The sequence below is a fragment of the Bellilinea caldifistulae genome (assembly GCF_001306055.1).
Classification (GTDB): domain Bacteria; phylum Chloroflexota; class Anaerolineae; order Anaerolineales; family Anaerolineaceae; genus Bellilinea; species Bellilinea caldifistulae.
Genome location: NZ_LGHJ01000019.1, coordinates 71,018 through 96,355, shown reverse-complemented (window position 1 = coordinate 96,355; position 25,338 = coordinate 71,018). Strand labels below are relative to the sequence as shown.

Genomic DNA, 25,338 nt, shown 5'->3' with positions numbered 1-25,338 from the left:
AGAATTCGGATGCTTTACGGTGGCTGTAGCTCAATGGCAGAGCACCTGACTGTGGATCAGGTGGTTGTGGGTTCGACCCCCATCAGCCACCCCTATGAAAACAAAGTCACCCGTCCGCAATATAGACCGTCTGGCAGGCTTGATGATCAACCTGGTGTCATCGGTGTTATTTACAACCTGCTTGGTCACGGCTTGGTTTGCGGCAAATAATAGCAGGGTGCATATAAAAACAGATGCTTTAACTGTGGTAACAACTGAGGCAGTTAAATATGCCTTAGGAATGGTTGAATATATATTGTCCTATCCGGGCGTGTATTTGCTGGCCTGTCTGGTGATGGTATTTATCCTGACGGTCAGCGGTGTTGGTCTTTCTTTCATTGTGTGGCTTAGAGAGGAGTAAATAACATGGATACTTATCTCCCTATCAGCAAAGCAGCCACCATCACAAAACTAGATAAAAAATCGTTGCAAGCCTTAATTGCTAGTGGTACGATAAGAGCAATAAAGGCAGAAAATCAAATCTTTGTAAATAAAAATGACTTGTCTATGATCCCAAAAGAAAACAGACCCGATTATGAAAAATATGCCCATCTTTCCGGGATTGGTATTCTTATTTCAGAAGCGAGCAGAAAATACGGGGTTTCAACCCAAACAATCTCACGTTGGGCTAAAAAAGGGTATGTGAAAGTTTTATCCAAATCAGTACGCCGAACTTATCTGGATGAAGCCGATATTGCTTATCTGGCAAATTATTATTTGAGCAATCCAGGGCGTGGGAAAAAGACTATTCGCAGGTTGTAAACCTTTCAATTTTGTAAGCCGTCATTAGATGACGGCTTTTATTTTGTTTTCATTTCCGCATGTCTATTGACAAACATGCGGAAACCGAGTATTATTGGATTGTCCTATATATTTCCCCGCTTGGAGGTGCAATTGAATACTTTACCTCGTGGATACGTCTGGCGGTGCATAAAAGACCCAACGGGTATGTTCTTTGGGCGATATTTCCGCTGGACGGACATAATGCCGTTTCCGAAGTCAGACCTTGAATACTGGACTGAGGGAACGGCATTTTGCAATATTGAAACCGGCACGGTGTTAGTCGTGTGCGGGAAAAGATTAGTCAACAAGGAGGTATATGACAAACACGAAACCAGAACCATGCAAGCAATCCGCTCTATTTAGTCGTGCGCTGCACCAGGCAGCCGTAATGTTTGGCATGGAATCTGAGGAATTTGGGCGGGTATTTGAACGGGCCCGGAAACACTATCAGACCTGCCAGCAGTGCAAAGAATACACCGAATGGGTGTGGGAAAACTGCAATTCACCTCACCCGGAACTGGACGAAAAAGAACCCCAAGCCGATTCCGGCAAACCGGCTTGGGGGCAAGGAGTGTAGCCATGCAACCGTATTATTACATCCATGCAACTCGTATTATAGCAGCCATTCAGGAATTACTCAACGACATTCCAGAAATCAAAAAGGCTGATCCTGAACTGCTGGTTTATGACGTCCTCGCTTACATTGGCTTCAACGATGCCATGATCAAAGAGGCCGTTGGGGAACGCATTTACAACAAGGTTAATCAACCAGTCGCTTTCGAGGTGGCACAATGACTACTGTAATTCACTACTTTGGCCCTGAGACTGAGACAAATGACGAAAAAATCTCAGAGCGTGCATTACAAGCCATCGAAAACTCTGACGTTGAAATCAAACTTCACGATTTCAATAAGTTTGATGTTCTTGTCAAGTTTGAGGATGATGATCCAATTGCATACACCTTTCAAATAAACCATGGTCAAATATCGCAAGAGTTAGTATACATTTGCCCGAATTGCGGTGATGTGATTGCTGCTTTTTATGCAGAGACGGTTACTCACAATACGATCCTTGAATTGATCAATAAAATTCTTGACCATAACCGCCGTCACTGCTTAGCAACGATGGAACTTTCCGCAATCCGTCACCACTTACTCTCATCGCTGAATGTTATTGAAAGCAATGATGCCTATGTCATAGCAGCCTCGATTTACTACCTTGCAGAGGTCATCAGGAGGGTTAGGCGATGACTTTCTGGCGTTTGTACATGATTTACACGCAAGCGGATCTGCGCTCAGCACTGGAACGCTACGAATTGTCAACCGGCGTGAAGCCGAAATATGCCCGCATAAGCGCAAAAGCCCCTGCTGAACTGATTGAGATGATGCGTGCCACGGGCCTACAAGTTGAGGTGTCAAAGTCTTTGCTGAGCCGTGATATTTGGCTGACACATGAAATTGAGCAACCCGTTTTGTGAGGCGCAAAATGGCAATCATCGCAATCGCAAATCAAAAGGGTGGCGTTGGTAAAACCACAACAGCCGTGACTATTGCAGACGGACTTGCCCGCTTGGGCAAGTCCGTTATGTTGGTTGACCTTGACCCGCAGGGTAACGTTGCCGATTCGCTTGGTGTTGACCCCGGCGGAGACCTGAACCGTGCTATATCCAACAACATGACATTGCAAGACGTAGCAATCAACGTGCATGATGGGTTGGATATTGTCCGTTCCGATAAAACAACCGTTGTCCTGAAATCAAAACTAGCCGGTATGGACTTTCGGGAGTACGTCCTGGTGAACGCAATGGATGACGACAATCACGATTATGTGATTTTCGACTGTGCGCCGTCCATTGACGTGCTGCACACGGCTGCGCTTGTGGCTGCGGATTACCTCATTGTCCCCACACGCCTTGACCAGTTTTCGGTTAAGGGCGTTGTTGAGGTCTTGCGAACTTTGAGCAGTATCCGCAGGTTTTCAAATTCCGGTTGTGAGGTTGGCGGGATTATTCCGACCTTCTATGACCGGCAAACGGTAGAAACGCAAGAGCAATTAGAGAACCTTGTATCCACCTTTGGTGAACTGGTATATCCGGTTGTACCGGTAGATACAAACTGCCGTAAGGCTCACAGAGCAGGCAAGACACTCTTTGAGTTTGCACCAAAGTGCCGGGCGTTGGTTGGCTATCCCGAATTGCCTTGCGGCTACATGGCAGTCATTAACAGGATATTGAAACTATGAAGCGCAAGGATAACGGTCTTATAGACCTGACCGCCATTGACCCTGTGGTAGAGGCCACTCTATCACAGGGACGAAGGCGCATTGCTGAACGCTCACTGCCCAAAGATGAGCGCAAAAAGACAATTCGTGAGCGTGAAAAAGCGGCAAAGCGAAACCGTGTCATGCTGGACATTGACCCCGCAATCATGCGCGACCTATCTAAACTGGCCGAACACTACGAGATTAGCCAGTCACAATTAACCAGCCTGGCACTAGTTTTGTTTTTGAATGCAATTGAAAAAGGGGAATTGGACATACTCCCCTATCTGAAACCAATCAACAACCCTCGATATTCGTATGTCGTGAATTGGAATAAATGATTTGCTGGGGGTGTCCCCTGACGGTGTCCCCGTGTTTTTGCGGGGGTGTCCCCTGTGGGTGTCCCCCAAAAATACGGGGGTGTCCCCTGACGGTGTCCCCAAAGCCAAACAGACGGGCTACAAGGTGGGTGATCTAGCGAGGTGATATTCTGATATGGATAAACCAAAAAACACCAAAAATAACGGCAAAAACGAGGCTTTCACGGCCATTGTTAATCAGGTTGAGGGGCATATTTCGGCGTATGTCCCGGAGTTTTGCCAGGCATTTGGTATCAAGGCCGGAATCATGCTTAGCCAATTATTGTATTGGCAAGTCCGTTATCCAGATTCAGATTTTTACGTCTCTGTTGGTGATATGTACGCCCAAACCGGGTTAAATGCAGAAGAGCAAAGAACTGCTAGACGCTCACTCATAAACTCAGGTTTGATCACCGCAAGAATAACTAGCGTTCCGCCTGTATGGCATTACAGGGTGAACATAATGGCCGTGATCGAAAAATGCCAATTATCGAGAAAGTCAATTATCGAGAAAGTCAATTATCGAGAAAGTCTATTATTGGAAAAGTCCATTAACAATTATCGAGAAAGTCCATCGTTAATTATCGAGAAACTCGACAATCAATTATCGAGAAACTCCATTAACTTAAATATGAATCATAAAATTACTACAAAAGATTACAACATAAAATTACATAAACCTCCTCCTCCTAGCGAAAACGAAATTTTTGACGATGATCAATCCCCCATCGAGGAGGAGGAGGTTTCTCAGGGGGTTTGGCTGTCAGAGTCTTTGTTGGATGATCTCAGAGACTTTGGCGTATTTGAGAACAACATCACGGAGGTTGAGGAAGCGGTTAAGGTTGGCTGGTCAGAAGAGGCTATCCGTGAGTTGATGGCAAAAGTCGAAGATGATCACCTGGCCGGGCGGATCCAATCGAAGCCTGGAACGTTGTTACACCGGTTGCGTAACCTGAAACCGCCAAAGCCGAAAATAAACAAATTCAAGATATGCCCTTATTGTGGTCAATATCCATGTGAATGTGACGCACAATGGGCAAAATGAAAGGAGACAAAATGGCAGACAATATAACGATAAACTTACACAATTCTGCATTGGAACTAGCCGATAAAGCATACATTGCTAGAAAAAATGGTGACCTCGAAATGGCAAAATTTTATGCTCTATGTGCAATGTCTTATGAAGTCATGGCAGCCAAAAGATTATTGCCAAATGCCGACAATGAACCAACCCGGAGTGTGATCTACCGATCTGCCGCTACATTGGCTATTTGGGGTGGTGATTACATATCGGCGTTGCATTATGCGCGGGAAGGAAAATCATCTTATACACCTGCTGATATACGTCACGAATTAGACGAGATTGAAAAATCATGCAAAGCGCAATTACAGAAGTGACGATGAATTGGCGGAATATCAGCGGTTTGAAGAATATGTCAAAAATCCCCGCCGGTGAGGCGGGGATTTTTTATTCAAAACTTTTCAGGTCTGCCGCCGCTTCCATCGCAGCGGCTAGCCCGCGCAGCGTTTCCGCTGCCGCAAGAGCGTTGTCATCTCGCTCAATGCGGGCGGCCAGGCCGCGCAGGTAGGCGGCATCGCGGCGCATGTCCTCCGGCCAGTCGTAGACGTGGCAGAGGACAAGCACCTCGCCAGCAGCAATGGCTTCCAGCATTTGCTGGATACTGCCGTCACCGGCGCGATGGCCGCGGGACAATGTAAACCCCAAACGCCGTGCGGTTTCGCGCACGGCACTCAGGTTATTGAGATGAACGGACAGGTTAGGCGTTTTCATAGTTCTATTAGCACATTATTTCGCATTCGGTGGGTTATCTTATTTCCACGCTTATCCGTTATCGCGATAATGTAACCGTCCGGTAAGACAACAACGGTATCATTTTCGACTTGCTCTATTTCATTTGCACTTTCGGCGTATTGTATGCGTTCTGGTCGGATGTAAATATATTGATACCAAGCAGGGTCGTTCGCATCAATAATGTCGGCGAGATAAAAACCGGCTTGCACAAGAATTTCCTTTGCACTTTCTAACTCGCCCATTGACATAAGGCCAGAAATGAGAGTTACTTTCTTGACTTCTTGGGTTTCAATGTCTACTTGTGTTAACTCTTCCATAATTGGCGACTGGTCTATTTTTAACCTCCCAGTCAACAAACAATCTAATCGAGAATCGTAAAACGCTATCATTTCATCCTCCTGTGCCGGTTTGACCACCCACCGGCAAGGTTTTTTGAAAAACTACTGGCAAATCTCGCATTTATGGCCACGCGCGCGGTGAACAGAATGTCCGCGTGGGTAATCGCTGTACTCGGCTTCGCGGACATACTCAATCTTGGCTTCGCCTTCGCCGTCCCAAGTTACCCGCCAAACCCGGCCTGGAGCCTCATATCCGTCCGGGCCCCAGTAACTACGGCTAGTAACAACTTCCAAAACCTCACCGGCGCGAATGTGGGTAAAGTGATGTTCTACGCGGTCATAATGTTCTTTGCCGAGTTCAATCAGGCGGCCATACTCATCGGCTCGCCCGCCGTCATAAGGGCGGGTGTCAGAATAAATTCTTTCAGTCATTTCAGTCTCCTTTTCTGCCGGGTCTGACCGCCTACCCGGCGAGGGATAATTGATTATTTTACAATGATATGTAGAGGCTCGCTCCCGACGCGGGATCCCCAGATTTGCACTTCTGCATCTGGGATATGCAGATAGACGTAATCAAGAAGTTCGCTCATGTGCTGGGTAAGTTCTCCGTTGTGCCATGCCTCAATGTCAGCATCTGTTATTTCGTTATCGAGGTATTCTTTCAATTCTTCGGCGTTCATCTCATCGCTCCTTTCGTTATCTTGCTTATAGTATAGCATACTATATAGCAATTGTCAATACTATATAGCAATCTGTTGTAAACTCTAATGTAATGTTCTAAAATTGTTCTATTTGAAGATGCATTAAAAAATTGGTGGAATATCAGCGGTTTGAAGAATATGTCAAAAATCCCCGCCTCACTGGCGGGGATTTTTTGTTCAAGTTTTTAGTTTTTTGATTTTCTAACACGTTTTGAGCGTTTGTCAAGGTAAGAGTTGATTGCTCTGTAAGTCATTGCCCAGTCCCGCCCGATTTTTTGAGCCTCAATACCACCAGTTTTACATAATTTGCGTATTCCTCGCTCGGTTATATTGATGCCGATTTCGCGGCAATAAATCATTGCCTGCTTGATATTGATGATTGCGTCTTCTGGTGAAGCATTTGCCGTTGGATGCGCAAATTTCATCATCGCCTGGTCTGACACTATCCATCCAAGATCATCCACAATTTCTAATGTCCGTACGTCATCATCGGCAATCTGACTATAACCAGTGTAGTCGTACCAGACGCCACGATAACGGCCGTCTTTGCGATTGAATGGAGTGTCAGTTAATAAACTCCCATACATATTTTCCGCGATGATAACATCTCTGATGATTGCTGGAACGTCTAACGGGTGAGCAAATAGGACGTCTTCTTTGGAGGGATCATAAGTGGCGATTCCGTATCGCCCCTTATTGTCACGGACAATATACCGGCGCCGCAGAACAGCGCCTGCTAATTCCAATTTTGGCAACTCGTTTGGGTTCATTTTCTCATCTCCTTATCGGGCGGTGCAATCACCGTAGCAATAGGTATGGCATTTTGGGCAAAGATCGTAATCGTTACGCGTGTGCGTGTTGATGTTGGCGGGTGTTGCGGCGATGGTGTTATCGGGCATGACACCGTATGGCTTGTTTAAGAACCGCTCAAGTTGCTTTGGATCAACCACCCATCCGCGGCGGTCAGCATCCCATTTTCCGTTCAGGTATTCTTTGATCCAGCTTTTCACCGGATATGTGTCTCCGGTGATCAGGTTGCCATTAATTTGTACTTTGTGATTTTTTATTGTTGCATTCATTTGTGTCTCCTATCGTGATCTTGATTATATTGTACCGCATACGGTACTATTTGTCAATACTATATAGCAATCTGTTGTAAACTCTAATGTAATGTTCTAAAATTGTTCTAAATAATTATTGGTAAGCCCTATGATAACGAGAAATAATGTTCTAAAATAATAAATATCGTGGAGGTGATTATGCGGTTAACGACTGTACAGTATCTCTTGTTATCACGTATCTACTCGACTGGTGGGGTGCGCTCACTGCGGAGATTGTGTACTGATCTCAACGTGGATTACAGTAATGCACATGAGCAAATCAAGCGATTGTCTGCGTGTGGATTGATCAGCGTCCAGCGTGCTAATCGCGAGTTAGTCATATATCCGAAACTAAAACCAATGCAGCGCATGGCACGCAAGCCGCGGCGTGCGCCCACCCCGGCGATACAGGCTAAAATCCGCTGGCAAATGCGTAACCGTTCTGCCAAAACCGCGGAACGCTGAATACAGAACGCAAAGAGGCTAGTAGCATGAAAACAAAAATCCCGCTCGAATTAGCCGAGAGGACTGCCAGTAAGTACTTAGAAATGCTTGCACCGTTCTGCAAACGCATTGAGATTGCTGGGAGTATCAGGCGGAGAAAGTCAGAAGTAGGGGATATAGAGATTGTGGCAATACCATTGATGGTCAGAGACCTTTTCGGAAACCCAAACGGTTATTTTAATCTCTCTTTACCAGCCCCAGCGATTAAGAACGGAGAACGTTACAAGCAGTATATATTACCAGAAGGGATTAATTTGGACTTGTTCATCGTTTTACCACCTGCCGAATGGGGCGTAATCTTTGCGCTCCGCACTGGGGGTGCAGAGTTTTCAAAAAAACTAGTTACTCCGAAGCGGTACGGCGGTTTTCTACCGTCTGCTTATGTTGTGAGAGATGGAGCGATTCATCATGTCGAGAACGGGGAGACGCTTCATACCCCAGAAGAAAACGACTTTTTTAATCTTTGTGGTATAGGCTGGATAAAGCCAGAAGAGAGAAATTAGAACCTTAACTAAACGTAAACACTGGCGGGCGGCGTGGTGGGAACACGCGGGAGAGTTGCTAACTGCGGGCTTCCTGCTGGTGGGACCGCAGACCAGACCAGCACACTGGGTTCAAATCCCAGCCCGCCATCATATACGCCAAATGGCGTTAGTTGTCATAACGGGTTAGGCGTTGCCGATAAACTCAACTAAACTCAACCCTGCGGAATACGTGAGGTGACGGCAAGCCGGATAGCGTAACCGGCAAAGTTTTAGAAAGGACATGAAAAAACGAAAATGATGGATGAAATTGATGAGCAAATAAAGCAACTCGAAAAAGAGTTAATTGCGGCAATGCGAAAAGTTACTGAATTGGAAGAAAAAATTGCCGAACTTGAAGAACGAAGAGAAAATGACAGAGGTTAATATGACGCCACGATTTGAGACCTTGATCAACCAGTATGCAATGCGTGATCACACGTTGCTAGTGCTGTTTATGATCACGCTCTCTCTTGTCGTTGCATGGATTATCGCAGATAGAGGTTTTATCAAATCTCGTTTCCGTGCTTTCCTGCGCGCTCTTGTGCCAGGCTCTATATTGGTGTTGTTGCTGTTGACGTTAATCTATTCCGTGAGGGGGTAATTATGGGACGGCGCAAACGGTCAACGGGTCTTGGTATTTTGGGTAATGTCTTTGAGGTTAGTGATAGACGCCACCGCCAGCGTGGCCTTGTGCGCCTTGCACCAGGCGTTGGCCGGGTGCGCAGAAAGCGCAAAAAAGAGCCGCAGATGACGGATTATTTCAACCTGGCAAACCGCCTTGGCCTTGGGAGTGGGCGCAGGCGTAGAAAAAGCGGTGGTTTGGCGAATCGTGCGGCGCAAGCATGGACAGATCGCCTCACCCCAACCGAAAAAGCGGAAATCCGCAGAGAGATTGACGAGGCGGTTGAGGACGATCCCGAAACGCAGGCCGTAAAAGCAGATTACAAACTCCGTCAATCATCCTCGTGGTGGTACAGGATTGTTTATCTCATTACCAAAAGGTTTAGAAAACCAGTTCTATGATTTATTTACTTTTCCTGATAGCCACAATCATTCGCTTTTACCGCCTCGATGCCGCGCCGTACTGGTATGACGAGGCATTTACCGGCCTGCTTATGCGCCTCGACTTGCCAGCCCTGCTAGATGCAATCGCGGGGGATACTCATCCCCCACTCTATTACCTGCTTGTGTGGCTGGTAACAAGAGTTATTGGTGTTGGTGCGTGGCAGATACGGGCTATATCAGCGGTATTTTCTGTGGGATGTGTTGTAATTGTCTGGTTCTTATCCGCTGATTATCTCAAATCCAAACAAGCGCGCCTGCTGGCCACCGCATTGACGGCTCTTATGCCCGCTCAGTTGTGGTTTGCTCAGGAAGCACGCATGTATAGCCTGCTCAGTTTTGAGTTTCTTTTGACACTCTATTTTGTCAATCGGCGCAAGTTTTTACCGGTTGCCATTGGCGTAACCGCATTGCTATTTACTCACAATTACGGATTGTTTTATGCGTTTGTGTTATTTTTGATTGCTGCTAAGCGTGAGTTACCCCATCCGCTTATCGTATCTACCGATAGATATTATGGTTTCGAGAAATGGCAGCCGGAAGATCGGGCTAGACCAAAGGATTTGTTGTTATCGTTTGTTATTCCCGTATTTTTGTATGCCGTTATCTGGTTGCCGGTTTTGTTTTCTCAGATGCGGGAGATACACGGTAACTACTGGATCATGCCGGTAACTCCCGGTGCGGTTTTATACGTTGTGCAAATGCTGTTTTTATCTCACGCAACCCCTGAACCGTTGCAAGCATTATTTATCATGCTTGCGTATGGCTTATTTACTTGGTCAATAGTCGAGGGATTGTTTGAAAAACAATTAGAGTTGCTTGCAATCATCCTTGCGCCATTTGTGCTTGCGGTTTGTGTAAGCCTGCTCTGGCAACCAGTATTACTCCATCGTGCTTTTCTGCCAATTGCCCCGGTTGTTTATATCCTGCTTTCTGGCGTGATCACCAAAAGCAAGTTGAAATTTATGTTTTCGTCAATACTGATTACGCCGATATTGGTTATCGGCCTGGCGGCGGTTTATATCATGCCACCAGTGATGAAAGCGGAATATGTGGACCGGATACAGTCAATCCTTAATCAGGGTTATGAGCCTGGCGATGTCGTACTTGCTACCAATGACGGTCCAGCCGTCACTCTTAAATGGGCAATGCCGGAATTGCAGATTTACGTAATGCCAAACTGCGGCAATGATCCCGGCGCGCTGTCCAATAAAACAAGGCAGGCTCTTGGATTTCAACAGACAATACCGGCCGCCAAACGTGTATGGTTTATTTATGCCTTGGGCCCGCTATCTACGCAGTGTGAACATGACCTTGCGGACAAGATTAAATCTTTGTCCAGCGAGTTAATCACGGTTGAGGACAATCCGCTTAAGACATTGGGGATATATCTTTATGAACAGTCTTGGTAAGATCATACGGCGAATTGAACCAGATAAACCAATCAAAGATCGCGTATACCGTGTAACGCCGAAAACAAACGGTAAATTGCTTTCACAATCCGGCGAGATTACACCGGATACAAATGTTACAGTAACTACTGAACCATCTGAAACAATCGTAATCAATCCGGAATCAGAAAAAGCAGGCGAACCTGATGAGGCAAAGAACCCCTATCAAAAAACAATCTTTGCTCATCCGCCTAAGAACCCGTGGCGCAGGCTGATCTTATGGGATATACCGAAACTGCTTAAACGTGAAAAGAAACTCACGCCTGAGGAAATACAATACCTCGAAGAAGTCAAGCGCAGGGAACTGCTAGAAAATACACTCCGGGAAGAAGCAGAACTGTATAAAGCCCGGATTATCAACACGCTTGACCGGCTGGAAAAGTGTTACCGATATAAAAAATCTGAGCGTGATTTTATGTTTTCAGGAAAACAATCCGTCCGGTTTGATTATGTTGTTATGCAGCCGGATGCTCACTACTTTCGTGTTGACATTATGCACCTCCCCCGTGGGGTGGCAATACGTGATTTGTTTGACGAACTGGTATTGACGGATTTATCCATTGCCTGTGGGCGCAGGGTGAGCGGGGAGTACTCAGAAAAAACCGGGGCATGGTTTATCGTTGAGCGTGCAACAGGTGTATTTGGTATTCCTGACCATGTGCGCTATCAGGATATGTTCAATGCCTTTCCCGCAAGTGCCGATGGTCTTTCAATACCCCTTGGCGTTACTGTCAACAGTAAGCCCGTTTATCGTTCGTTGGGTACGATGTATTCGATGTTGATTGGGGGAACAATCGGGAGTGGTAAATCAAATATACTGAACGTCATACTTTGCACACTGATACGCAGAAATAGCCCGGAAAGATTGAAATTATTACTTGTTGACTTGAAAGGTGGGCTTGAATTTAGTTTTTATGAGGGAATACCTCACCTGCTCAGTGTGCCTAACGTGGTTGAGGGCGGTATTGCATATTACCGTAATCAAGTGCCTGAAATGCTGAAATGGTTGCTGGATGAAGGGGAGCGCAGAATTAGCATTATGAAAAATGCTGGTTATAAGGACATTGCACGCTATAACCAGCACCACCGTAAAAATCACATGCCCCACCTGGTCTTGTTTATTGACGAGTGGGGAGATGTAAAACTAGACCCTAAAATTGGGAGGGAAAGTGAAGAAATACTTACTAACATTGCTCAGCGTTTCCGTGCTGTTGGCATTCACGTTGTGCTTTGCACCCAGATGCCGAAAAGCGAAGTTGTTTCAACCCGTGTCAAAGCGGTATTACCTGCTAAACTCGCCTTCTCAACCCCCACCATCGAAGCCAGTAAAGCAATCATTGACAACGGTCACGCTAAGGGCCTGAACCCCCCTGGTAGGTGCATACTACAATGGGTTGAAGAAATACCTATCCAAACGCCTTATATCAACGAAAAAATAATCCATGATGTCGTTCAGGGAGCGATCTCCGGGCAGTATACGGAGATCAATCAAGGGCATGATGTTACACCCCTTGAAATCCAGCAATGGGCTTTGGAAAACGATAACGGCTATCTTGCAATCAAAAAACTTTATGAGCAATTCGGCCCACGTGGACTAACAAGGTCAGAATTAATGTCGTGGCTACAAGAGTGGGAAGAACAGACATTCGTTATTGGATCGAGCCTATACAAAGTCGAGCCATCTGCTGGTACACGAGCGCGCCGCCTGGTGGCCATCAACGAGGATGAGGATGAGGATAACAATCACAATTAGCCTGCTTATAACCATCCTGCTTACTGGCTGCGCCACTAGCGTATATGCGTATCAGGCGGATCTGCCCACTCCAAGAGTGCGCCAATTGGCCACTCCAACGTTGGAGGCAACCGCCACCCAAACGCCATCAGACAGGTGGTACACCATACCAACCGCTGTTGTGGGGGCAGGTGATAAATCGTTTGGCTGGCAGGGTCAAATAGGCTGTTACGACTGTACCCCGTTCAATCAGCGCATAAAACTAACCCATTACAATCCCCAAAAAGGGGATATAAATTGCTGGCTTTGGTCAGACGAGTTTAACTGGTGCATGTCTGAGACTTTCTCAGGTATCCCGTGGGAATCTGTATGGGGATTTGGGGCAGCCTGCCCGCCAGAATGGCCAATCGGCACATGGGTAGAAATCCCCTCTATCGGTTCATTTGTTTGTTTCGATAGAGGGGATATGGTTGTTTGCGACTTTGAGCAGGGGATTTGTCAGGTGGATTTGCTAGGGCCGGGCGGCGCAGAATGGGACGGAAAAGAGTTTGAGGCCGTCCTGTGGGTCCCGCTTAAACCCCGTAAATAAATCCAGATAAAAACATTGTGCGACGCAGTTTAAGCGATTAAAAACCCCCCGAATCCCCTAATTTCGGGGGGTTTTTGCGGCCATAGTGTCGCACAATATGTATTGTACGACTATATTGTACGACACTAATTTTCAGGTGTTTGTGTCATTTCCAGCGTTAGAGTTGGTGTTTCGGTTGGTGCTATGGTTGTTTCTAACGTTGGAGTAGGCGTTTCGGTTGGTGTTGGCGTGAATGTTGGTGTTGCGGTTACCACCACAATCTGAGTGTGGATGACTGTAACAACAATTGGCATAGGCACTACAACCGTACTGTAAACGGGACGATCTACATAAATGGGGCGATCTACCGCCACAATGCGGGTTACTTCCTGTACCCAAGGGGTTTGTGTAGCCATTGGAGTACTGGTTTGCGTGGCCGTGGCCGTAATCCGTTGGTAGGTTGCGGTTATGCTTGCATATCTGGTTAGCGTTGCTGTTGGAGTAGGTGTGTGGGTTGCGGTTGTGGTCATTGTAGGTGTCTGACTATCGGCGGCAGATGCGCGCTTATTGCCAGTTACGGCAAATATAACACCTCCGCAAAGCAACGATAATGCAATCATACCGCCAAACAATAACAATAGTGGATTAACCGGTTTTCTCTTGCGATCTTCCGGTATTTCCATGGGATTTATGCCTGGTTCTGCCATTACAAAATGAGTGCGTCTAAACATAATCACCTCACACAAACGGGATGGCTTTCTTTATGCTCATATAGAGTTTGTAAATTACTCGTGCTGGTTCTAGGATAAACATTGCTATCATAAAAAATGCAAAAAACGATAAATCGAATGAAGTTGATAGCATGATGAAAAACACACGTAAAACAACGCTACTAGCGTTGATATAAACATCCTGATAATTTGTTTCTGACCGTTCAGGGAAGCGTTCCAGTATTCCATCCCTGATCACATTGATCATGGCTGATACTATGCCATCCCAAAATGAGTTACCCTGTTTGATTTGCTCCGCTGGGTCACCGGCTGAATTATCACCACCAGTCAAACCGGGGTTGTAGAGATAATCACCGGCTCTCACCCAAGTATTACCATTTACAAAACCACCCTCAAAAGGTCGTAGTGTCCAACCGGCGAATTGTACTGATGTAACACCTGGAACGCCAAAATGCAAATGATAATGATTAGGTTGCTGGTTAGCCCATCCGCAAGTGTCCGTAAAACTGCCAACCACCATCGAGGCAAATTTGACGCCACGGCTCAGGTTATAACCAACCGTGAGGTTGGCGTTGTCCTGTAAATGGGCATAAAGAAAATTGCCAGCACGCACGGCCACGCTGTGATCATCACGGCAAACGTAAGTGATTTCGCTATCGGCACTGGCATAAACCTCATTGGGCGCAGCTCCTGAGCCAATGTCCGTACCGCTCACCAGGTCAATCGCTTTCCATCCGGTTAAAGAAAATCCTGCGTCATGTATCCCACGAGAGCCAATCACAACCTTTGTTCCAGGCTTGAATGGTAAAACCGGCAAGGTTGAATTAGAGTAATCGCCATCGTCTCCCCCTACCGTGCCATCATTGAGCGTGCCAGGCTTATATTGCTCATAATCATTCATAAATGCACTGGTAAGGCTTGCATATTCTGGTGAACCTTCTAATCCGCTGAATGTGCCATCTGTGGCTATCGTAAATAACTTGATGGCACAATCCAGATTCCAGTTTTGAGGATCGCACCCCTTTATGGCTGCAACCGATACCACATACACAGAGCCGTGGGTGGTTATATCCGTAACAGCGTAATACTCTGCCCCATCAACCGGATTGGCAAGCAGAACACTAGTTACAATGTCCTCGATAAATAGAGGCACTGTAACAGTGTGCCGAGCATAGGGAATACCATCCGCTACTACCCTATGCACCGGCATTGATAGCAGGATAAGCAATGCAATTAGTTTCCAAATTGCTTTATCCATGCGTTGTAGATATACATAAAAAAGACGCCAGCCAGAACCAGGTTGAAAATAGTATTTATCCATTTATTTACTCCCAGTCCATTCAGGACATTTAGAGCAAAACACATTGGCGCAGATAATTTAGCCCCAACGGCTTTGGTCATTTCGCTTTGGCAGAATGTTGAAAATGGCGTCATTGGCTTCACAATATCTATTCGGCCATTGTTGAATGGGCTGCTGCTTGGCAATTGTGCCAGTATTTCCCAAGGTTGCACACCACCACCTAAAACTTCTGCCCCATCGCCACCCTGAGCGTCTGCCCATCTGTACTGGTTAAATTCCTCCTGAATTTTCTGAGGTAATGAGGTGAATTGCAGAAGTGTACCAAACGGCTCACGGTTATTAAATTCAACAAGGACAGACATAAGCGATTCAGCATGATATGGGCAAAAACTAATCCATTTGCTGAACGCACACCGATTGTATTCAATCCATTCTGGCACATCGAGAATTGAATCTGGACGCAAGCATATCGAATTACACCCGTTCACGGTGTAATCCGCTGGATCGGGGGGTGGTTCGTTAATGTCAGATACACGATATATGGCTATCACCATCTGACCAGTATTCGTGGCAAAAGTACCCTCCGGGTCATGTACCCTAACCCTGTAATATTTTCCTGCCTCAACCGAAAAATAAGCACGGTAATGTAATCCATCTGATAACGGCACAACACACTCTAATGGGTCAGATACCCCCTGGCTGTTTATTGGCACATACGTACCCAATAGGCCGCCGCTGGTAATTTCAACATCATAAGATGGCGTGGCCTCGTTCAGCCAAGGGCCTTCCATGGTTTCAAGCATGTATTTACCAGGTGCTAATTTCAATTCAATGCCATTTTCGAGATTGGCATACAAAATTGGCAAACTGACCACAATGCGATTTGTGTTATACGCCGATTCGCAAGAACCCGGCGGCGGATTTGAGGCTGACACCTCAACCCCATACAATTTATAGTTTACGCTCCCCGAATTATCCTCGTATTGCAAAACATCCTCATGGGCGCGAAGCAAGTATTGAGAATATTGAGCGCGGAAATAAATCCTTTTATAGCCGTCATTTTCTTCTGCACAAGCGACACCCGGAAAGTCGGCCAACGGATAAAAGGTTTGCCAGCCGGAATCACCGCCGGATATATCCGCTTCTTTGCTCTCTACACCGGCATTTGACCACGGCGGAGGCACAATCTCAATGGCATACCAGTTGTTAGGGGTGAGGTTGTATTGGATGCGATCTCCCCCGCTGAGATTGGCCGGTATACTGCCGGTTTTCAACACATTGCCGAGTGTGAATGATTGAGAACATGCACCATCGGCCTTGTAAGATGTGGCTGTGTAAACAGAAAACTTTACATAGCCCTTATTTCCAAGATATTCCAGCGGGTCATTGCCATCGGATGCCCGTATTCGATAATTGCGCCCTGCAACGTATTTGAAATAGTACTTATAACCGCCAACCCCTTTCTCTGCCTCACATTCGCCGTTCATATCACGAATGTTCACCCATGTTTGACCGCCATCAATGGATATATCCACACCGTGTTGAGGTTTACCTTCTTCGTCAAACCATGGCTCGGAGGATATATCAATCACGTAGGTGGTGTTTGGAATTGGCGATGAATAGGCAAATACAGGTAATCCATCTGAATACCATGCAGGGACACGTATTGTATTCACAAACTCCCCAATATCAAAATTAGCCTCGCAGGCCGCTGGTGGTGGATTGTATACTGCCTCATTAACCTTGTAGTGCATGAGGCCGAGGTTATCAAAATAATCGCCATATTCGTTGTAGGCCCTGATACCATGCAGATAATCCGAGATCTGCTCATCGGCATAGAAAAATAAGCGACCTTTGCCATAATCGCCTAACGGCTGCCAACAACCATTAGGGTATTGGGATAATTCGTACCATTCAACCGCCCCTGCAAGCGACCAGAACGGCGACATTTCGGCCTTGTATGACGGATACCATTGCGTTTCACCTGTTCCATCCATCCAATAAGGGTCTGTTACCTCTACGGCATACCATTTACCACCTTCTATGCCAGGCATTGCCTTGCCATTTTCACCTTCCCAAAGGATAGGCGGTAATGTCTCATCGTTATACGGCTTTACGGTATCAGTGGCTACTTGCTGGCCAATCTCAAAATAATCCCAACAATTCAATTCCGTTTTAGGCAATGGCTCATTTGTACCGTAACATAATAGCGAAACATTCAATAATTTTACATACCATCCTGCATTCTGCTTCCATGCAAATACACTTTGTATTCTGGAAATTCCCTCATTATTGAGATTCTTAGTGACTATATTCCATGCTTCAATACTACCCTTTAATTGCCTGAGTTGTTCGCAATAAGTTAAATTCGTTCCATCTCCCCTACCGCCACACGCATTTACCTGGATAGTCACATTGTTAGTATTGCTTGGAGTATACCATTCATAAACAACTGGCCAATCAGTATATCCAGTACCTGATTTATTTATACTGAAAATAATATTCCCACCAGCGGGGTCACTAACTGAATTTGAGTGATAAAGAGCGGTAAATGATGCGGCGCGCATTTCATCTAGACCGCACGTCATTGCTTTTGGAAGTGGATAATCGTTTGTATTTTGTGTAAATGTCAGGTCAAAATCTTGTTCAATCAAGTAGTAATGAGGCGTTGCGTTTGGGTCTGTTGGTGTTGTGGTTGGCGTTGGTGTTTGAGCGTAAACATCATTGGCCGCTGATGCAATTAGCATTAGGGCTAGAAACATCGCTATAAAACCAGCAAGTACAAGTAACCTTTTCATACAAACCTCCTGAATGGCCTCATGGGGGCTACCCACCTGAGGCAGCCCCCATGAGGTGGGGTGGTGTGTTTTGAACGCAGACAGATTCGGCTTAACCGCGAATAATCGAGGAAAAAGCCTTCACGATCACGCCCAGAATACCGATGCCCAGGGTGATACCCAGAGGGACCAGGTACACGGGAAACAGACCGTTGACGATCTGGGATGCGTTCGAGAACACGCCCGAAAAGTCAAGGCTGAACGACAGCATGGGGACTCACCTCCTTTCTGTTTAGTTTGGTCTGAATACAAAAGGCTTAAACGTTTGGATTTGTAGAGTGGATCACCCCCTTTCATAACTTGGACATCTTTCGTAGTAATCCTAACCAGATAACGAATGACGCGGCCATGAATCCCATGGCGAGGAATAGCGCAATCATCCATTGAATGATTGGCCCGAATACATACGCCATCGCTATCTGGAAATAGGCAAACTCTTCATTCATCATCTATCCAGAAAAACCATTTCAATTGACGAACCAGTAGGTGGCTAACGGTGATCGCCGTCAATACCAGGCAAAATCCGTAAAACGCATTTTGAAGAATGTCCATTGTCAATGGTTCTAGTGCAGCCATTTTTTAGTTACTCCACCTATGCCGAATATCAATAGTACGAGTGCCGCGAGCAAAAAAAACTGGCGGCTGCCACGTCTCCCGATCCCACAATGCCGTAAACTACAAAGGTCGTATCTGTGGCAATAGCAATCTCAAACACGGGCGTGAATGTTGGTATTGGAATGGTGGCTTTTGGTGTTGGTGTTAGAGTGATCGTTGGAGTTGCCGTACTGGTTTCCGTTGGTGTAACTGTAAGAGTTGCCGTATTAGTGAATGTCGCCGTAGGTGTAATAGTTGCGGTTTTAGTTGGCGTTGCTGTTGGGGTTCTAGTTTTAGTTGGCGTATTTGTAACGCAATTCATGTAAAGCGTTCCTATCGTAGTGTATATACCAGTCGGTGTGTTTTTACTGTTGACATCCTGAACCCGAATATATATAGTTGTGCCGTTGCGATATTTAGAAGGAATCGTTAGCTCAAAATATTTGTCTGACGACCTGGACACTGTATAAGCAATTGCCGTTAATGTAGAAGGCGTTGTTGTTTCATTTAGCATGGCATAAACAACTACACCACCAATTGAATAATCCGGGTCCCATGCAAACCCAGTAATAACGCCAGTACAATCACTAATGGTTTCAATGTATCCTGTTGGTACAGCGGCATGAACAACGTTGTTGGGAGTAACCAATAGCAACAACAATAGAGTTGTTATTGAAAATTTCCTCATTGCAACCACTCCTTGACCACAATCAACAGCGCCACGATGATGACAATAACGAGCAAAAGCATAATGGCGGATATAACCGCCATCTGCCCATAGGTAATTGATCGTTCCATGTGAAATTGGACGGTATCAGCCAATTGAATATCCGTCATCCACATGGGAGTTGGCAGCGGGGTTGGGGTTGGGTCCATTATTCTTTCCCGACAAGGTGATCAATCAGTTGTGATATGCCAAATGTAATGATCACAGCCGATATGCAATAAAACAAAACTCCCACGATCAGGATGACAAACTCGCGTGATATAGGCATATAAAACAGAGTTGTCATAATTTGATTATGGATTTGTTGCTTCTATAATAGTTATAGGATTTGTAACCGCTAATTATCGGATTTGTAACAATATCGGTTGTTTTTCGGTATGTAACTTGCACAATGCGCACCTCGGAGGTTGCGCCATGTCAGACATTACCGATTTTCTAAACTCCAAGGCATATTCTCAATGTACTATTGAGTCGTATAGGCGACTACTTGGTCTTGCCGAACGCGAAATTGGCGATTTGTTGAGACTAACGCCAGAGCAACTACGATACTGGCTATACAAACACAACGATTGGGGAGATAACCATCGCTGGGTTGCGTACTGTGCCATACGGTCTTATTTGCGCTGGCGATGTGGTGATAGTCATCCTGCATTGAATTTGAAAATCAAGCGCAGGGATACAGCACCGCAACGTTTTTTGGGCGATGACAGTGTTGTCAAAATACTTGAATCATTCAACACAGCCACGCCGAAGGGAAAACGAGATTTGGCGATATTCTGCGTACTGCTGGATACAGGCCTGCGCTGTTCAGAAGTTTGCAATCTAGAAATTAAATATCTCGACCTTGATGCCTGCCATCTATCCGTGATCATTAAGGGCGGCAAGTGGGGTAATGCAACATTTTCGGACTATACGAGACAGGTTCTTATCGCCTGGCTTGCTGAACGCAAACGGATCGTATCTAAATCATTTCGTTATGTCTTCTGTTCTGTTGGTGGCAACACACCAGGCAACAAACTTACCAGGGATGGGCTAAAAGTCATTGTTCGAGGCTGGGCCAAAAATGCTGGATTGTCTAAATTATCTCCCCACGATTTGAGGCGCACGTTTGCTATTATGACAACACGCAACGGCGCACCATCACGGATCGTACAAATAGCAGGACGCTGGTCATCAATCGAAATGGTAGAACGTTACACCCGCGGACTGACGATAGATGACATAAAACCATATTTGCCAATACCGCGACTCGTAGGATTAGATTGATCGTATATCAGGTGGTTGTGGGTTCGACCCCCATCAGCCACCCCTTTTTTTAAGAAATCATTTTTCAGGTGGTAGTCCCCGGAAGGGGATGAGATGGGTTGGCCCCCATCAGCCACCCCTTTTTTAAGAAATCATTTTTCAGGTGGTAGTCCCCGGAAGGGGATGAGATGGGTTGGCCCCCATCAGCCACCCCTTTTTTAAGAAATCATTTTTCAGGTGGTAGTCCCCGGAAGGGGATGAGATGGGTTGGCCCCCATCAGCCACCCCTTTTTTTAAGAAATCATTTTTCAGGTGGTAGTCCCCGGAAGGGGATGAGATGGGTTCGACCCCCATCAGCCACCCCTTTTTTTTAAGAAATCATTTTTCAGGTGGTAGTCCCCGGAAGGGGATGAGATGGGTTCGACCCCCATCAGCCCCCCTTTTTACAACATTGCCTTTCACGGGGTGTCCACGGGGGGATGATTGGGGGTTAGACGTCGGTTGACCAATCCAATTCAGGCGGGCTGAATGAACTCCTCCGCATAATGACAGGCCACAAAGTGATCGGGCTGGATTTCTCGTAGGGGCGGTTCTTCCTGGGAACAATTCGGACGCGCAAAGGGACAGCGGGGGTGAAAGCGGCAGCCTCTGGGAGGGTTCAACGGGCTGGGAACATCGCCGGGAAGGATCATCCGTTTGCGGCGAACACGCGGGTCTGGGATGGGAATTGCCGACATCAAGGCCTGGGTATACGGATGAGTGGGTAAGCGGAAAAGCGCTTCACGATCGGCCAGTTCGACAATTTTTCCCAAATACATGACCGCAACCCGATCAGAAATATGCTCTACCACTGCCAGATTATGGGCTACGAATAAGTAGGTCAGACCAAATTCGCGTTGTAAATTGCGTAAAATATTGAGTACCTGTGCCTGAATGGAAACATCCAGAGCGGAAACAGGTTCATCCAGCACAATAAATTTGGGTTGAAGGATAAGGGCGCGCGCAATCCCAATGCGCTGCCGCTGACCGCCAGAAAATTCATGCGGATAACGCATGGCATGATAGTCTTCCAACCCGACCTTTTTCAAAACCGCAAGAACCCGCTCGAAACGTTCCTGTTCTGTGCCAATATTGTGGATTTTCAAACCTTCTACAATCGATTCACCGATTGGCAGGCGAGGGTCCAGTGAAGAGTAGGGATCCTGAAAGACAATTTGAATGTTTCGGCGCATTTCTTTGAGTGCGCTTCCTTTCAACTTGAGCAGATCAATCCCATCAAAATAGACATGGCCGCTGGTAGCCTTGATCAGCCCAAGCATGGTATGCCCAACGGTGGTCTTTCCGCAACCCGATTCACCTACCAGACCGAGTGTTTCACCCTTGCGAATGGTGAAACTGACTCCATCCACAGCCTTCACATGTGCCACCACGCGCTTCAGGATACCGCCATAAACCGGGTAATACTTGACCAAATTCTTGACGACGACCAGATCTTCAGACGAGGCTGGAGACTTTTTAACCTGTGTGTTCATCCATTTCCCTTTCTAACCCTATCGTTTGAGCGGTGCGTTGTGGCCATTCCCGTCCTGATACAACCAGCAGCGGACGAAATGGTCTGCTTTTTCCACAGATTGTAAATCCGGCTCAATTTGATTGCAGATCTCCAGTCCATATGCTTCGCGGGCGGTGCAACGTGGAGCAAAGCGGCAGCCGGGTGGTAAATCCACAAGATTGGGGACATTTCCGGGAATGGTGGCTAGCTCTTCTTTGATCTGTCCGAGGACGGGGACAGATTCGATCAAACCCTGTGTGTAAGGGTTACGGGGTGTGCTGAATAAGGTATTCACATCGGCTTGTTCGACAATTCTTCCTGCATACATCACCGCTACGCGGTCGGCCATCTCTGCAATCACCCCCAGGTCGTGGGTGATCAAAATCACGGCTGTACCGGTGCGGTTGCGGAGTTCCCGCATCAAGTCCAGGATTTGGGCTTGAATGGTGACATCCAGGGCAGTGGTGGGTTCATCAGCAATCAACAATTGCGGATTTAGCGCTAACGCCATGGCAATCATCACCCGCTGAGCCTGCCCGCCGGACATTTCATGGGGATAGGCATTGATTTTTCGGTGCGCATCGGGAATTCCCACCATTTGCAACAATTCCAGCGTGCGTCGTTGAAGCTCTTGTTTGCTTAACGTGCTGTGGATTTTCAAAATCTCGCTGATTTGCTCACCGATGGTAAACACGGGGTTGAGGCTGGTTTGTGGCTGCTGAAAGATCATGGAGATGTTCTTACCGCGCACCTGTGCCATTTCCTTCTCGGGCATTTCCAGCAGATTTTTACCATCGAAGATAATTTTTCCATCCATGATTTTACCGGGTGGCTCAATCAGACCCATGATGGAAAGGGAGGTGACACTCTTTCCGCAGCCAGATTCGCCCACCAAACCTAATACCTCGCCGGGATAGACTTCAAAGTCCACCCCATCAACGGCTTTTACAACCCCGTCATCCGTGAAATAATAAGTTTTCAGATTTTGGACTTGCAGGAGTGGCGGTGTATTTTGATAAGTCATGATCAGTTCTTCCTGCCTGTTATTTTTGGTGGGTTAAGCGTGGGTCAATGGCATCCCGAAGTCCATCACCCAAGAGGTTGAATGCCAGCACGGTGATCATGATTGCAGCACCGGGAAAGAAAACCAGATGAGGAGCCGTAAACACCTGATTGCGCTCCGTGCCGAGCATGGTACCCCATTCGGGGGTAGGGGGCTGAGCGCCCAATCCGAGGAAGGAAAGAGCCGCTGCATCCAGAATGGCGGTGCCGATTCCCAATGTACCCTGTACAATCAGTGGTGGAATGGCATTGGGTAGAATACGGCGAAGCAGGATGTGAAAATGGCTTCCACCTAACGCAAGCGAGGCTGCAACATAAGCTTGTTCCTTAACAGATAACACACTGGCGCGTACCACCCGCGCATAGACTGGGATCGCCACGATGGCAATGGCTAAGAGTGCATTTTCTAAGCCGGGACCAAGTACTGAAACAATGGTGATCGCCAGCAGCAGGGAAGGAAATGCCATTAACACATCCATCAAGCGCATGATGATGTTATCCCACCAGCCTCCAAAGTAGCCAGAAATGGCTCCCAGGAGCGTGCCGACCAGAATTGCAAACGAAACCGTAGTAAAGCCCACATAGAGCGAGTATCGCGAACCGTAAAGTACCCGGCTGAATTGATCACGAACATTACCGTCAATTCCCATGATGTGTTGGGGGCGATCTTTGGGGCAGCCAAACAGGTGAATGCAGGGTGCTTCGCGTTTACTGACGTTTTCAATACCGATCAAGGGTTGAATGGGGTCATATGGGGCAATGACTTCGGCAAAAATTGCGATAAAAATCAAAAAACCGAGGAGAGCCATGCCAAAAATGGCCGAACGCTGACGGAAGATGCGCCGCAAAGTCAGCCGCCATAAACTATTGGAGCGGTAATCTTTTTGTTTAATCTGATTTGCTTTCAAATCGGTTACCATTTTTCTACCTAAACATCAAGTTATTCGAGACGAATGCGGGGATCAATCAGCACGTAGGACAAATCCACGATCAAATTGGCAATGACATAACCGGCTGCGATGACCACCGTAAATGCCTGAATGATGGGAAAATCCCGGGCGGTGATGGCTTCAAAGAGAATCCGACCGACCCCTGCCAAGCCAAAGATGGTTTCGGTCAGAACCGCCCCGGCAAACAGCGTGCCTACCTGAATGCCTATGATAGTTACAATTGGCAAGAGGGCATTGCGAAAAGCATGTTTGAAAATCACCGTTCCTCGCAAAAGACCTTTGGCACGGGCGGCGCGGATGTAATCCTGCTTGAGCACTTCCAGCATGGAGGAACGAGTCATACGGGCGATGATTGCCAATGGAATGGTGCTCAGGGCGACCGAAGGAAGGATCAAATGCTGGATGGCATCTTTCAATACCACCCAGTCTCTGGTAAGCAGAGAATTGAGAATGTAGAGATTACTGATAAACTCAACCAGATGATAGCGGAAGGATTCTTTTGGAAATTCCCATCCCAAAACCTGATAGAAGGGAACACTGACAAGGCCGGCTGATAATCTGCCGGTGGGTGGTAACCAGAAAGGTGTGTCCTTTAACAGCAATGCAAAAACATAGGCCAGAATCAATCCCAGCCAGTAAACCGGCATGGAAACGCCAATGTTGGCTCCAACCATGGTGATGACATCAATGATCGAATTGCGTTTAACAGCAGAGAGGATACCTGCCGGTATTCCCACCAGCACGGCAATCATCAGCGAAGTCAGCCCTAATTCAATGGTGGTTGGCAGCCGCTCGATGAGGATAATGGTGACCGGACGACTAAAGCGGATAGACATGCCGAAATCACCTTTGAGTACATTTCCCATGTAAATTCCCAACTGGACCGGGATCGGCTTATCCAAGCCATATTGGGCACGAAAACGATCACAGACTTCGGCGGTGGCTTTTTCTCCCAGCATGGCTTTACATGGATCGCCTGGGATCATGCGGGAAAGCGTAAAAGTAACCACCAGAATCCCGAACATGACCGGAATTGCCAGTAACAAGCGGCGAATTGTGTAAGCGATCATTGGATTCCCTTACATATGATAGAGAATAAGAAATCTT

Annotated in this window: 34 protein-coding genes and 1 tRNA gene; 17 read left to right on the top strand and 18 right to left on the bottom strand. The window is 46.7% G+C overall.

Annotated elements, in window-relative coordinates; translation table 11 throughout:
• Nucleotides 1-19 precede the first annotated feature (19 nt).
• From AC812_RS13785 to AC812_RS13730, 11 genes are all read left to right on the top strand, one after another.
• Nucleotides 20-91 (top strand) — tRNA-His (locus AC812_RS13785).
• A gap of 51 nt (nucleotides 92-142) precedes the next feature.
• Nucleotides 143-400, top strand: coding sequence for a hypothetical protein (locus tag AC812_RS13780; protein WP_061917500.1), 258 nt, complete (start codon nucleotides 143-145; stop codon nucleotides 398-400).
• 5 nt (nucleotides 401-405) lie between these two features.
• Nucleotides 406-801 carry a MerR family transcriptional regulator gene (locus AC812_RS13775; RefSeq protein ID WP_061917497.1) on the top strand — a complete coding sequence of 132 codons (396 nt, stop codon included), beginning with the start codon at nucleotides 406-408 and terminating at the stop codon, nucleotides 799-801.
• 337 nt (nucleotides 802-1,138) lie between these two features.
• A complete protein-coding gene (locus AC812_RS13765; RefSeq protein ID WP_145962575.1) occupies nucleotides 1,139-1,399 on the top strand; it encodes a hypothetical protein in 261 nt (86 codons plus the stop codon).
• A 2-nt stretch (nucleotides 1,400-1,401) separates the two neighbouring features.
• Nucleotides 1,402-1,617: a hypothetical protein gene (locus AC812_RS13760; RefSeq protein WP_061917486.1), complete on the top strand. Its 216-nt coding sequence runs from the start codon at nucleotides 1,402-1,404 to the stop codon at nucleotides 1,615-1,617.
• Nucleotides 1,614-2,072 carry a hypothetical protein gene (locus AC812_RS13755; protein ID WP_061917483.1) on the top strand — a complete coding sequence of 153 codons (459 nt, stop codon included), beginning with the start codon at nucleotides 1,614-1,616 and terminating at the stop codon, nucleotides 2,070-2,072. The genes AC812_RS13760 and AC812_RS13755 overlap by 4 nt, the downstream gene beginning before the upstream one ends.
• Nucleotides 2,069-2,299, top strand: a complete 231-nt coding sequence (locus AC812_RS13750; protein WP_061917480.1) for a hypothetical protein — start codon at nucleotides 2,069-2,071, stop codon at nucleotides 2,297-2,299. Before AC812_RS13755 ends, AC812_RS13750 begins: the two co-directional genes overlap by 4 nt.
• 8 nt (nucleotides 2,300-2,307) lie before the next feature.
• Nucleotides 2,308-3,063, top strand: coding sequence for a ParA family protein (locus AC812_RS13745; protein WP_061917476.1), 756 nt, complete (start codon nucleotides 2,308-2,310; stop codon nucleotides 3,061-3,063).
• A complete protein-coding gene (locus AC812_RS13740; RefSeq protein WP_061917473.1) occupies nucleotides 3,060-3,422 on the top strand; it encodes a hypothetical protein in 363 nt (120 codons plus the stop codon). The genes AC812_RS13745 and AC812_RS13740 overlap by 4 nt, the downstream gene beginning before the upstream one ends.
• A gap of 154 nt (nucleotides 3,423-3,576) precedes the next feature.
• Nucleotides 3,577-4,485 carry a hypothetical protein gene (locus tag AC812_RS13735; RefSeq protein WP_061917470.1) on the top strand — a complete coding sequence of 303 codons (909 nt, stop codon included), beginning with the start codon at nucleotides 3,577-3,579 and terminating at the stop codon, nucleotides 4,483-4,485.
• A gap of 11 nt (nucleotides 4,486-4,496) precedes the next feature.
• On the top strand, nucleotides 4,497-4,838 hold the full coding sequence (locus tag AC812_RS13730; RefSeq protein ID WP_062158942.1) for a hypothetical protein: 342 nt from the start codon (nucleotides 4,497-4,499) through the stop codon (nucleotides 4,836-4,838).
• Nucleotides 4,839-4,908: 70 nt separating this feature from the next.
• Here the strand turns inward: AC812_RS13730 and AC812_RS13725 are convergent, their stop codons facing one another.
• From AC812_RS13725 to AC812_RS13700, 6 genes are all read right to left on the bottom strand, one after another.
• Nucleotides 4,909-5,232 (bottom strand): hypothetical protein, encoded by a 324-nt coding sequence (locus tag AC812_RS13725; RefSeq protein ID WP_061917464.1) that lies wholly within the window; start codon nucleotides 5,230-5,232, stop codon nucleotides 4,909-4,911.
• Nucleotides 5,229-5,642, bottom strand: a complete 414-nt coding sequence (locus tag AC812_RS13720) for a hypothetical protein (RefSeq protein ID WP_061917461.1) — start codon at nucleotides 5,640-5,642, stop codon at nucleotides 5,229-5,231. The genes AC812_RS13725 and AC812_RS13720 overlap by 4 nt, the downstream gene beginning before the upstream one ends.
• 51 nt (nucleotides 5,643-5,693) lie before the next feature.
• A complete protein-coding gene (locus AC812_RS13715) occupies nucleotides 5,694-6,023 on the bottom strand; it encodes a hypothetical protein (RefSeq protein ID WP_061917457.1) in 330 nt (109 codons plus the stop codon).
• A 53-nt stretch (nucleotides 6,024-6,076) separates the two neighbouring features.
• Nucleotides 6,077-6,271, bottom strand: coding sequence for a hypothetical protein (locus AC812_RS13710; protein WP_062158940.1), 195 nt, complete (start codon nucleotides 6,269-6,271; stop codon nucleotides 6,077-6,079).
• Between the two features lie 206 nt (nucleotides 6,272-6,477).
• Nucleotides 6,478-7,062 (bottom strand): hypothetical protein, encoded by a 585-nt coding sequence (locus AC812_RS13705; RefSeq protein ID WP_061917451.1) that lies wholly within the window; start codon nucleotides 7,060-7,062, stop codon nucleotides 6,478-6,480.
• A 12-nt stretch (nucleotides 7,063-7,074) separates the two neighbouring features.
• A complete protein-coding gene (locus AC812_RS13700) occupies nucleotides 7,075-7,371 on the bottom strand; it encodes a hypothetical protein (RefSeq protein ID WP_061917448.1) in 297 nt (98 codons plus the stop codon).
• A gap of 512 nt (nucleotides 7,372-7,883) precedes the next feature.
• On the opposite strand from AC812_RS13700, the gene AC812_RS13695 reads away from it, so the two are divergent.
• Nucleotides 7,884-8,399, top strand: coding sequence for a nucleotidyltransferase family protein (locus AC812_RS13695; protein ID WP_061917445.1), 516 nt, complete (start codon nucleotides 7,884-7,886; stop codon nucleotides 8,397-8,399).
• A 276-nt stretch (nucleotides 8,400-8,675) separates the two neighbouring features.
• Nucleotides 8,676-8,804: a hypothetical protein gene (locus tag AC812_RS18315; RefSeq protein WP_272897784.1), complete on the top strand. Its 129-nt coding sequence runs from the start codon at nucleotides 8,676-8,678 to the stop codon at nucleotides 8,802-8,804.
• Between the two features lie 237 nt (nucleotides 8,805-9,041).
• Here the strand turns inward: AC812_RS18315 and AC812_RS17705 are convergent, their stop codons facing one another.
• The gene (locus AC812_RS17705; protein WP_145962574.1) at nucleotides 9,042-9,377 is read right to left on the bottom strand and encodes a hypothetical protein; all 336 of its coding nucleotides are present in this window, start codon (nucleotides 9,375-9,377) and stop codon (nucleotides 9,042-9,044) included.
• Nucleotides 9,378-9,439: 62 nt separating this feature from the next.
• Between AC812_RS17705 and AC812_RS13680 the strand changes: the two genes are divergently transcribed.
• Genes AC812_RS13680 through AC812_RS13670 form a run of 3 tightly spaced genes read left to right on the top strand, consistent with a single transcriptional unit; the run spans nucleotide 9,440 to nucleotide 13,254 of the window.
• Nucleotides 9,440-10,894, top strand: a complete 1,455-nt coding sequence (locus tag AC812_RS13680; protein ID WP_061917437.1) for a glycosyltransferase family 39 protein — start codon at nucleotides 9,440-9,442, stop codon at nucleotides 10,892-10,894.
• Complete coding sequence (locus AC812_RS13675) at nucleotides 10,878-12,686, top strand: FtsK/SpoIIIE domain-containing protein (RefSeq protein WP_061917434.1); 1,809 nt, start codon at nucleotides 10,878-10,880, stop codon at nucleotides 12,684-12,686. Before AC812_RS13680 ends, AC812_RS13675 begins: the two co-directional genes overlap by 17 nt.
• Nucleotides 12,664-13,254 carry a hypothetical protein gene (locus AC812_RS13670; protein WP_061917433.1) on the top strand — a complete coding sequence of 197 codons (591 nt, stop codon included), beginning with the start codon at nucleotides 12,664-12,666 and terminating at the stop codon, nucleotides 13,252-13,254. Before AC812_RS13675 ends, AC812_RS13670 begins: the two co-directional genes overlap by 23 nt.
• A gap of 125 nt (nucleotides 13,255-13,379) precedes the next feature.
• On the opposite strand, the gene AC812_RS17700 is transcribed toward AC812_RS13670, so the two are convergent.
• From AC812_RS17700 to AC812_RS13655, 7 genes are all read right to left on the bottom strand, one after another.
• Nucleotides 13,380-13,916 carry a hypothetical protein gene (locus tag AC812_RS17700; protein WP_145962573.1) on the bottom strand — a complete coding sequence of 179 codons (537 nt, stop codon included), beginning with the start codon at nucleotides 13,914-13,916 and terminating at the stop codon, nucleotides 13,380-13,382.
• A gap of 55 nt (nucleotides 13,917-13,971) precedes the next feature.
• Nucleotides 13,972-15,285, bottom strand: coding sequence for a hypothetical protein (locus tag AC812_RS13665; protein ID WP_145962572.1), 1,314 nt, complete (start codon nucleotides 15,283-15,285; stop codon nucleotides 13,972-13,974).
• The gene (locus tag AC812_RS13660) at nucleotides 15,198-18,062 is read right to left on the bottom strand and encodes a hypothetical protein (protein WP_145962571.1); all 2,865 of its coding nucleotides are present in this window, start codon (nucleotides 18,060-18,062) and stop codon (nucleotides 15,198-15,200) included. The genes AC812_RS13665 and AC812_RS13660 overlap by 88 nt, the downstream gene beginning before the upstream one ends.
• A gap of 91 nt (nucleotides 18,063-18,153) precedes the next feature.
• A complete protein-coding gene (locus AC812_RS17695) occupies nucleotides 18,154-18,312 on the bottom strand; it encodes a hypothetical protein (protein ID WP_157235482.1) in 159 nt (52 codons plus the stop codon).
• 227 nt (nucleotides 18,313-18,539) lie between these two features.
• Nucleotides 18,540-18,677, bottom strand: a complete 138-nt coding sequence (locus AC812_RS17690; RefSeq protein ID WP_157235479.1) for a hypothetical protein — start codon at nucleotides 18,675-18,677, stop codon at nucleotides 18,540-18,542.
• Between the two features lie 28 nt (nucleotides 18,678-18,705).
• The gene (locus AC812_RS18025) at nucleotides 18,706-19,383 is read right to left on the bottom strand and encodes a hypothetical protein (RefSeq protein WP_201797718.1); all 678 of its coding nucleotides are present in this window, start codon (nucleotides 19,381-19,383) and stop codon (nucleotides 18,706-18,708) included.
• Nucleotides 19,380-19,571 carry a hypothetical protein gene (locus tag AC812_RS13655; RefSeq protein WP_061917424.1) on the bottom strand — a complete coding sequence of 64 codons (192 nt, stop codon included), beginning with the start codon at nucleotides 19,569-19,571 and terminating at the stop codon, nucleotides 19,380-19,382. The genes AC812_RS18025 and AC812_RS13655 overlap by 4 nt, the downstream gene beginning before the upstream one ends.
• A 265-nt stretch (nucleotides 19,572-19,836) precedes the next feature.
• On the opposite strand from AC812_RS13655, the gene AC812_RS13650 reads away from it, so the two are divergent.
• Complete coding sequence (locus AC812_RS13650; RefSeq protein ID WP_061917420.1) at nucleotides 19,837-20,688, top strand: tyrosine-type recombinase/integrase; 852 nt, start codon at nucleotides 19,837-19,839, stop codon at nucleotides 20,686-20,688.
• 494 nt (nucleotides 20,689-21,182) lie between these two features.
• Here the strand turns inward: AC812_RS13650 and AC812_RS13640 are convergent, their stop codons facing one another.
• Genes AC812_RS13640 through AC812_RS13625 form a run of 4 tightly spaced genes read right to left on the bottom strand, consistent with a single transcriptional unit; the run spans nucleotide 21,183 to nucleotide 25,301 of the window.
• A complete protein-coding gene (locus AC812_RS13640) occupies nucleotides 21,183-22,199 on the bottom strand; it encodes an ABC transporter ATP-binding protein (protein ID WP_061917414.1) in 1,017 nt (338 codons plus the stop codon).
• Nucleotides 22,200-22,217: 18 nt separating this feature from the next.
• Nucleotides 22,218-23,243, bottom strand: coding sequence for an ABC transporter ATP-binding protein (locus AC812_RS13635; protein ID WP_061917413.1), 1,026 nt, complete (start codon nucleotides 23,241-23,243; stop codon nucleotides 22,218-22,220).
• Between the two features lie 19 nt (nucleotides 23,244-23,262).
• Nucleotides 23,263-24,201 carry an ABC transporter permease gene (locus AC812_RS13630; RefSeq protein ID WP_082149119.1) on the bottom strand — a complete coding sequence of 313 codons (939 nt, stop codon included), beginning with the start codon at nucleotides 24,199-24,201 and terminating at the stop codon, nucleotides 23,263-23,265.
• A 20-nt stretch (nucleotides 24,202-24,221) separates the two neighbouring features.
• Entirely contained in the window at nucleotides 24,222-25,301 is a 1,080-nt protein-coding gene (locus AC812_RS13625) for an ABC transporter permease (RefSeq protein WP_061917408.1), read from the bottom strand.
• Nucleotides 25,302-25,338: the final 37 nt, after the last annotated feature.

What these genes read in the sequence shown, in the direction of transcription:
- AC812_RS13780 (WP_061917500.1), top strand. Translation starts at nt 143, where the DNA reads ATGATCAACCTGGTGTCATCGGTGTTATTTACAACCTGCTTGGTCACG.
- AC812_RS13775 (WP_061917497.1), top strand. Translation starts at nt 406, where the DNA reads ATGGATACTTATCTCCCTATCAGCAAAGCAGCCACCATCACAAAACTA.
- AC812_RS13765 (WP_145962575.1), top strand. Translation starts at nt 1,139, where the DNA reads ATGACAAACACGAAACCAGAACCATGCAAGCAATCCGCTCTATTTAGT.
- AC812_RS13760 (WP_061917486.1), top strand. Translation starts at nt 1,402, where the DNA reads ATGCAACCGTATTATTACATCCATGCAACTCGTATTATAGCAGCCATT.
- AC812_RS13755 (WP_061917483.1), top strand. Translation starts at nt 1,614, where the DNA reads ATGACTACTGTAATTCACTACTTTGGCCCTGAGACTGAGACAAATGAC.
- AC812_RS13750 (WP_061917480.1), top strand. Translation starts at nt 2,069, where the DNA reads ATGACTTTCTGGCGTTTGTACATGATTTACACGCAAGCGGATCTGCGC.
- AC812_RS13745 (WP_061917476.1), top strand. Translation starts at nt 2,308, where the DNA reads ATGGCAATCATCGCAATCGCAAATCAAAAGGGTGGCGTTGGTAAAACC.
- AC812_RS13740 (WP_061917473.1), top strand. Translation starts at nt 3,060, where the DNA reads ATGAAGCGCAAGGATAACGGTCTTATAGACCTGACCGCCATTGACCCT.
- AC812_RS13735 (WP_061917470.1), top strand. Translation starts at nt 3,577, where the DNA reads ATGGATAAACCAAAAAACACCAAAAATAACGGCAAAAACGAGGCTTTC.
- AC812_RS13730 (WP_062158942.1), top strand. Translation starts at nt 4,497, where the DNA reads ATGGCAGACAATATAACGATAAACTTACACAATTCTGCATTGGAACTA.
- AC812_RS13725 (WP_061917464.1), bottom strand. Translation starts at nt 5,232, where the DNA reads ATGAAAACGCCTAACCTGTCCGTTCATCTCAATAACCTGAGTGCCGTG.
- AC812_RS13720 (WP_061917461.1), bottom strand. Translation starts at nt 5,642, where the DNA reads ATGATAGCGTTTTACGATTCTCGATTAGATTGTTTGTTGACTGGGAGG.
- AC812_RS13715 (WP_061917457.1), bottom strand. Translation starts at nt 6,023, where the DNA reads ATGACTGAAAGAATTTATTCTGACACCCGCCCTTATGACGGCGGGCGA.
- AC812_RS13710 (WP_062158940.1), bottom strand. Translation starts at nt 6,271, where the DNA reads ATGAACGCCGAAGAATTGAAAGAATACCTCGATAACGAAATAACAGAT.
- AC812_RS13705 (WP_061917451.1), bottom strand. Translation starts at nt 7,062, where the DNA reads ATGAACCCAAACGAGTTGCCAAAATTGGAATTAGCAGGCGCTGTTCTG.
- AC812_RS13700 (WP_061917448.1), bottom strand. Translation starts at nt 7,371, where the DNA reads ATGAATGCAACAATAAAAAATCACAAAGTACAAATTAATGGCAACCTG.
- AC812_RS13695 (WP_061917445.1), top strand. Translation starts at nt 7,884, where the DNA reads ATGAAAACAAAAATCCCGCTCGAATTAGCCGAGAGGACTGCCAGTAAG.
- AC812_RS18315 (WP_272897784.1), top strand. Translation starts at nt 8,676, where the DNA reads ATGATGGATGAAATTGATGAGCAAATAAAGCAACTCGAAAAAGAGTTA.
- AC812_RS13680 (WP_061917437.1), top strand. Translation starts at nt 9,440, where the DNA reads ATGATTTATTTACTTTTCCTGATAGCCACAATCATTCGCTTTTACCGC.
- AC812_RS13675 (WP_061917434.1), top strand. Translation starts at nt 10,878, where the DNA reads ATGAACAGTCTTGGTAAGATCATACGGCGAATTGAACCAGATAAACCA.
- AC812_RS13670 (WP_061917433.1), top strand. Translation starts at nt 12,664, where the DNA reads ATGAGGATAACAATCACAATTAGCCTGCTTATAACCATCCTGCTTACT.
- AC812_RS17700 (WP_145962573.1), bottom strand. Translation starts at nt 13,916, where the DNA reads ATGGAAATACCGGAAGATCGCAAGAGAAAACCGGTTAATCCACTATTG.
- AC812_RS13665 (WP_145962572.1), bottom strand. Translation starts at nt 15,285, where the DNA reads ATGGATAAATACTATTTTCAACCTGGTTCTGGCTGGCGTCTTTTTTAT.
- AC812_RS13660 (WP_145962571.1), bottom strand. Translation starts at nt 18,062, where the DNA reads ATGAAAAGGTTACTTGTACTTGCTGGTTTTATAGCGATGTTTCTAGCC.
- AC812_RS17695 (WP_157235482.1), bottom strand. Translation starts at nt 18,312, where the DNA reads ATGCTGTCGTTCAGCCTTGACTTTTCGGGCGTGTTCTCGAACGCATCC.
- AC812_RS17690 (WP_157235479.1), bottom strand. Translation starts at nt 18,677, where the DNA reads ATGGCTGCACTAGAACCATTGACAATGGACATTCTTCAAAATGCGTTT.
- AC812_RS18025 (WP_201797718.1), bottom strand. Translation starts at nt 19,383, where the DNA reads ATGAGGAAATTTTCAATAACAACTCTATTGTTGTTGCTATTGGTTACT.
- AC812_RS13655 (WP_061917424.1), bottom strand. Translation starts at nt 19,571, where the DNA reads ATGGACCCAACCCCAACCCCGCTGCCAACTCCCATGTGGATGACGGAT.
- AC812_RS13650 (WP_061917420.1), top strand. Translation starts at nt 19,837, where the DNA reads ATGTCAGACATTACCGATTTTCTAAACTCCAAGGCATATTCTCAATGT.
- AC812_RS13640 (WP_061917414.1), bottom strand. Translation starts at nt 22,199, where the DNA reads ATGAACACACAGGTTAAAAAGTCTCCAGCCTCGTCTGAAGATCTGGTC.
- AC812_RS13635 (WP_061917413.1), bottom strand. Translation starts at nt 23,243, where the DNA reads ATGACTTATCAAAATACACCGCCACTCCTGCAAGTCCAAAATCTGAAA.
- AC812_RS13630 (WP_082149119.1), bottom strand. Translation starts at nt 24,201, where the DNA reads ATGGTAACCGATTTGAAAGCAAATCAGATTAAACAAAAAGATTACCGC.
- AC812_RS13625 (WP_061917408.1), bottom strand. Translation starts at nt 25,301, where the DNA reads ATGATCGCTTACACAATTCGCCGCTTGTTACTGGCAATTCCGGTCATG.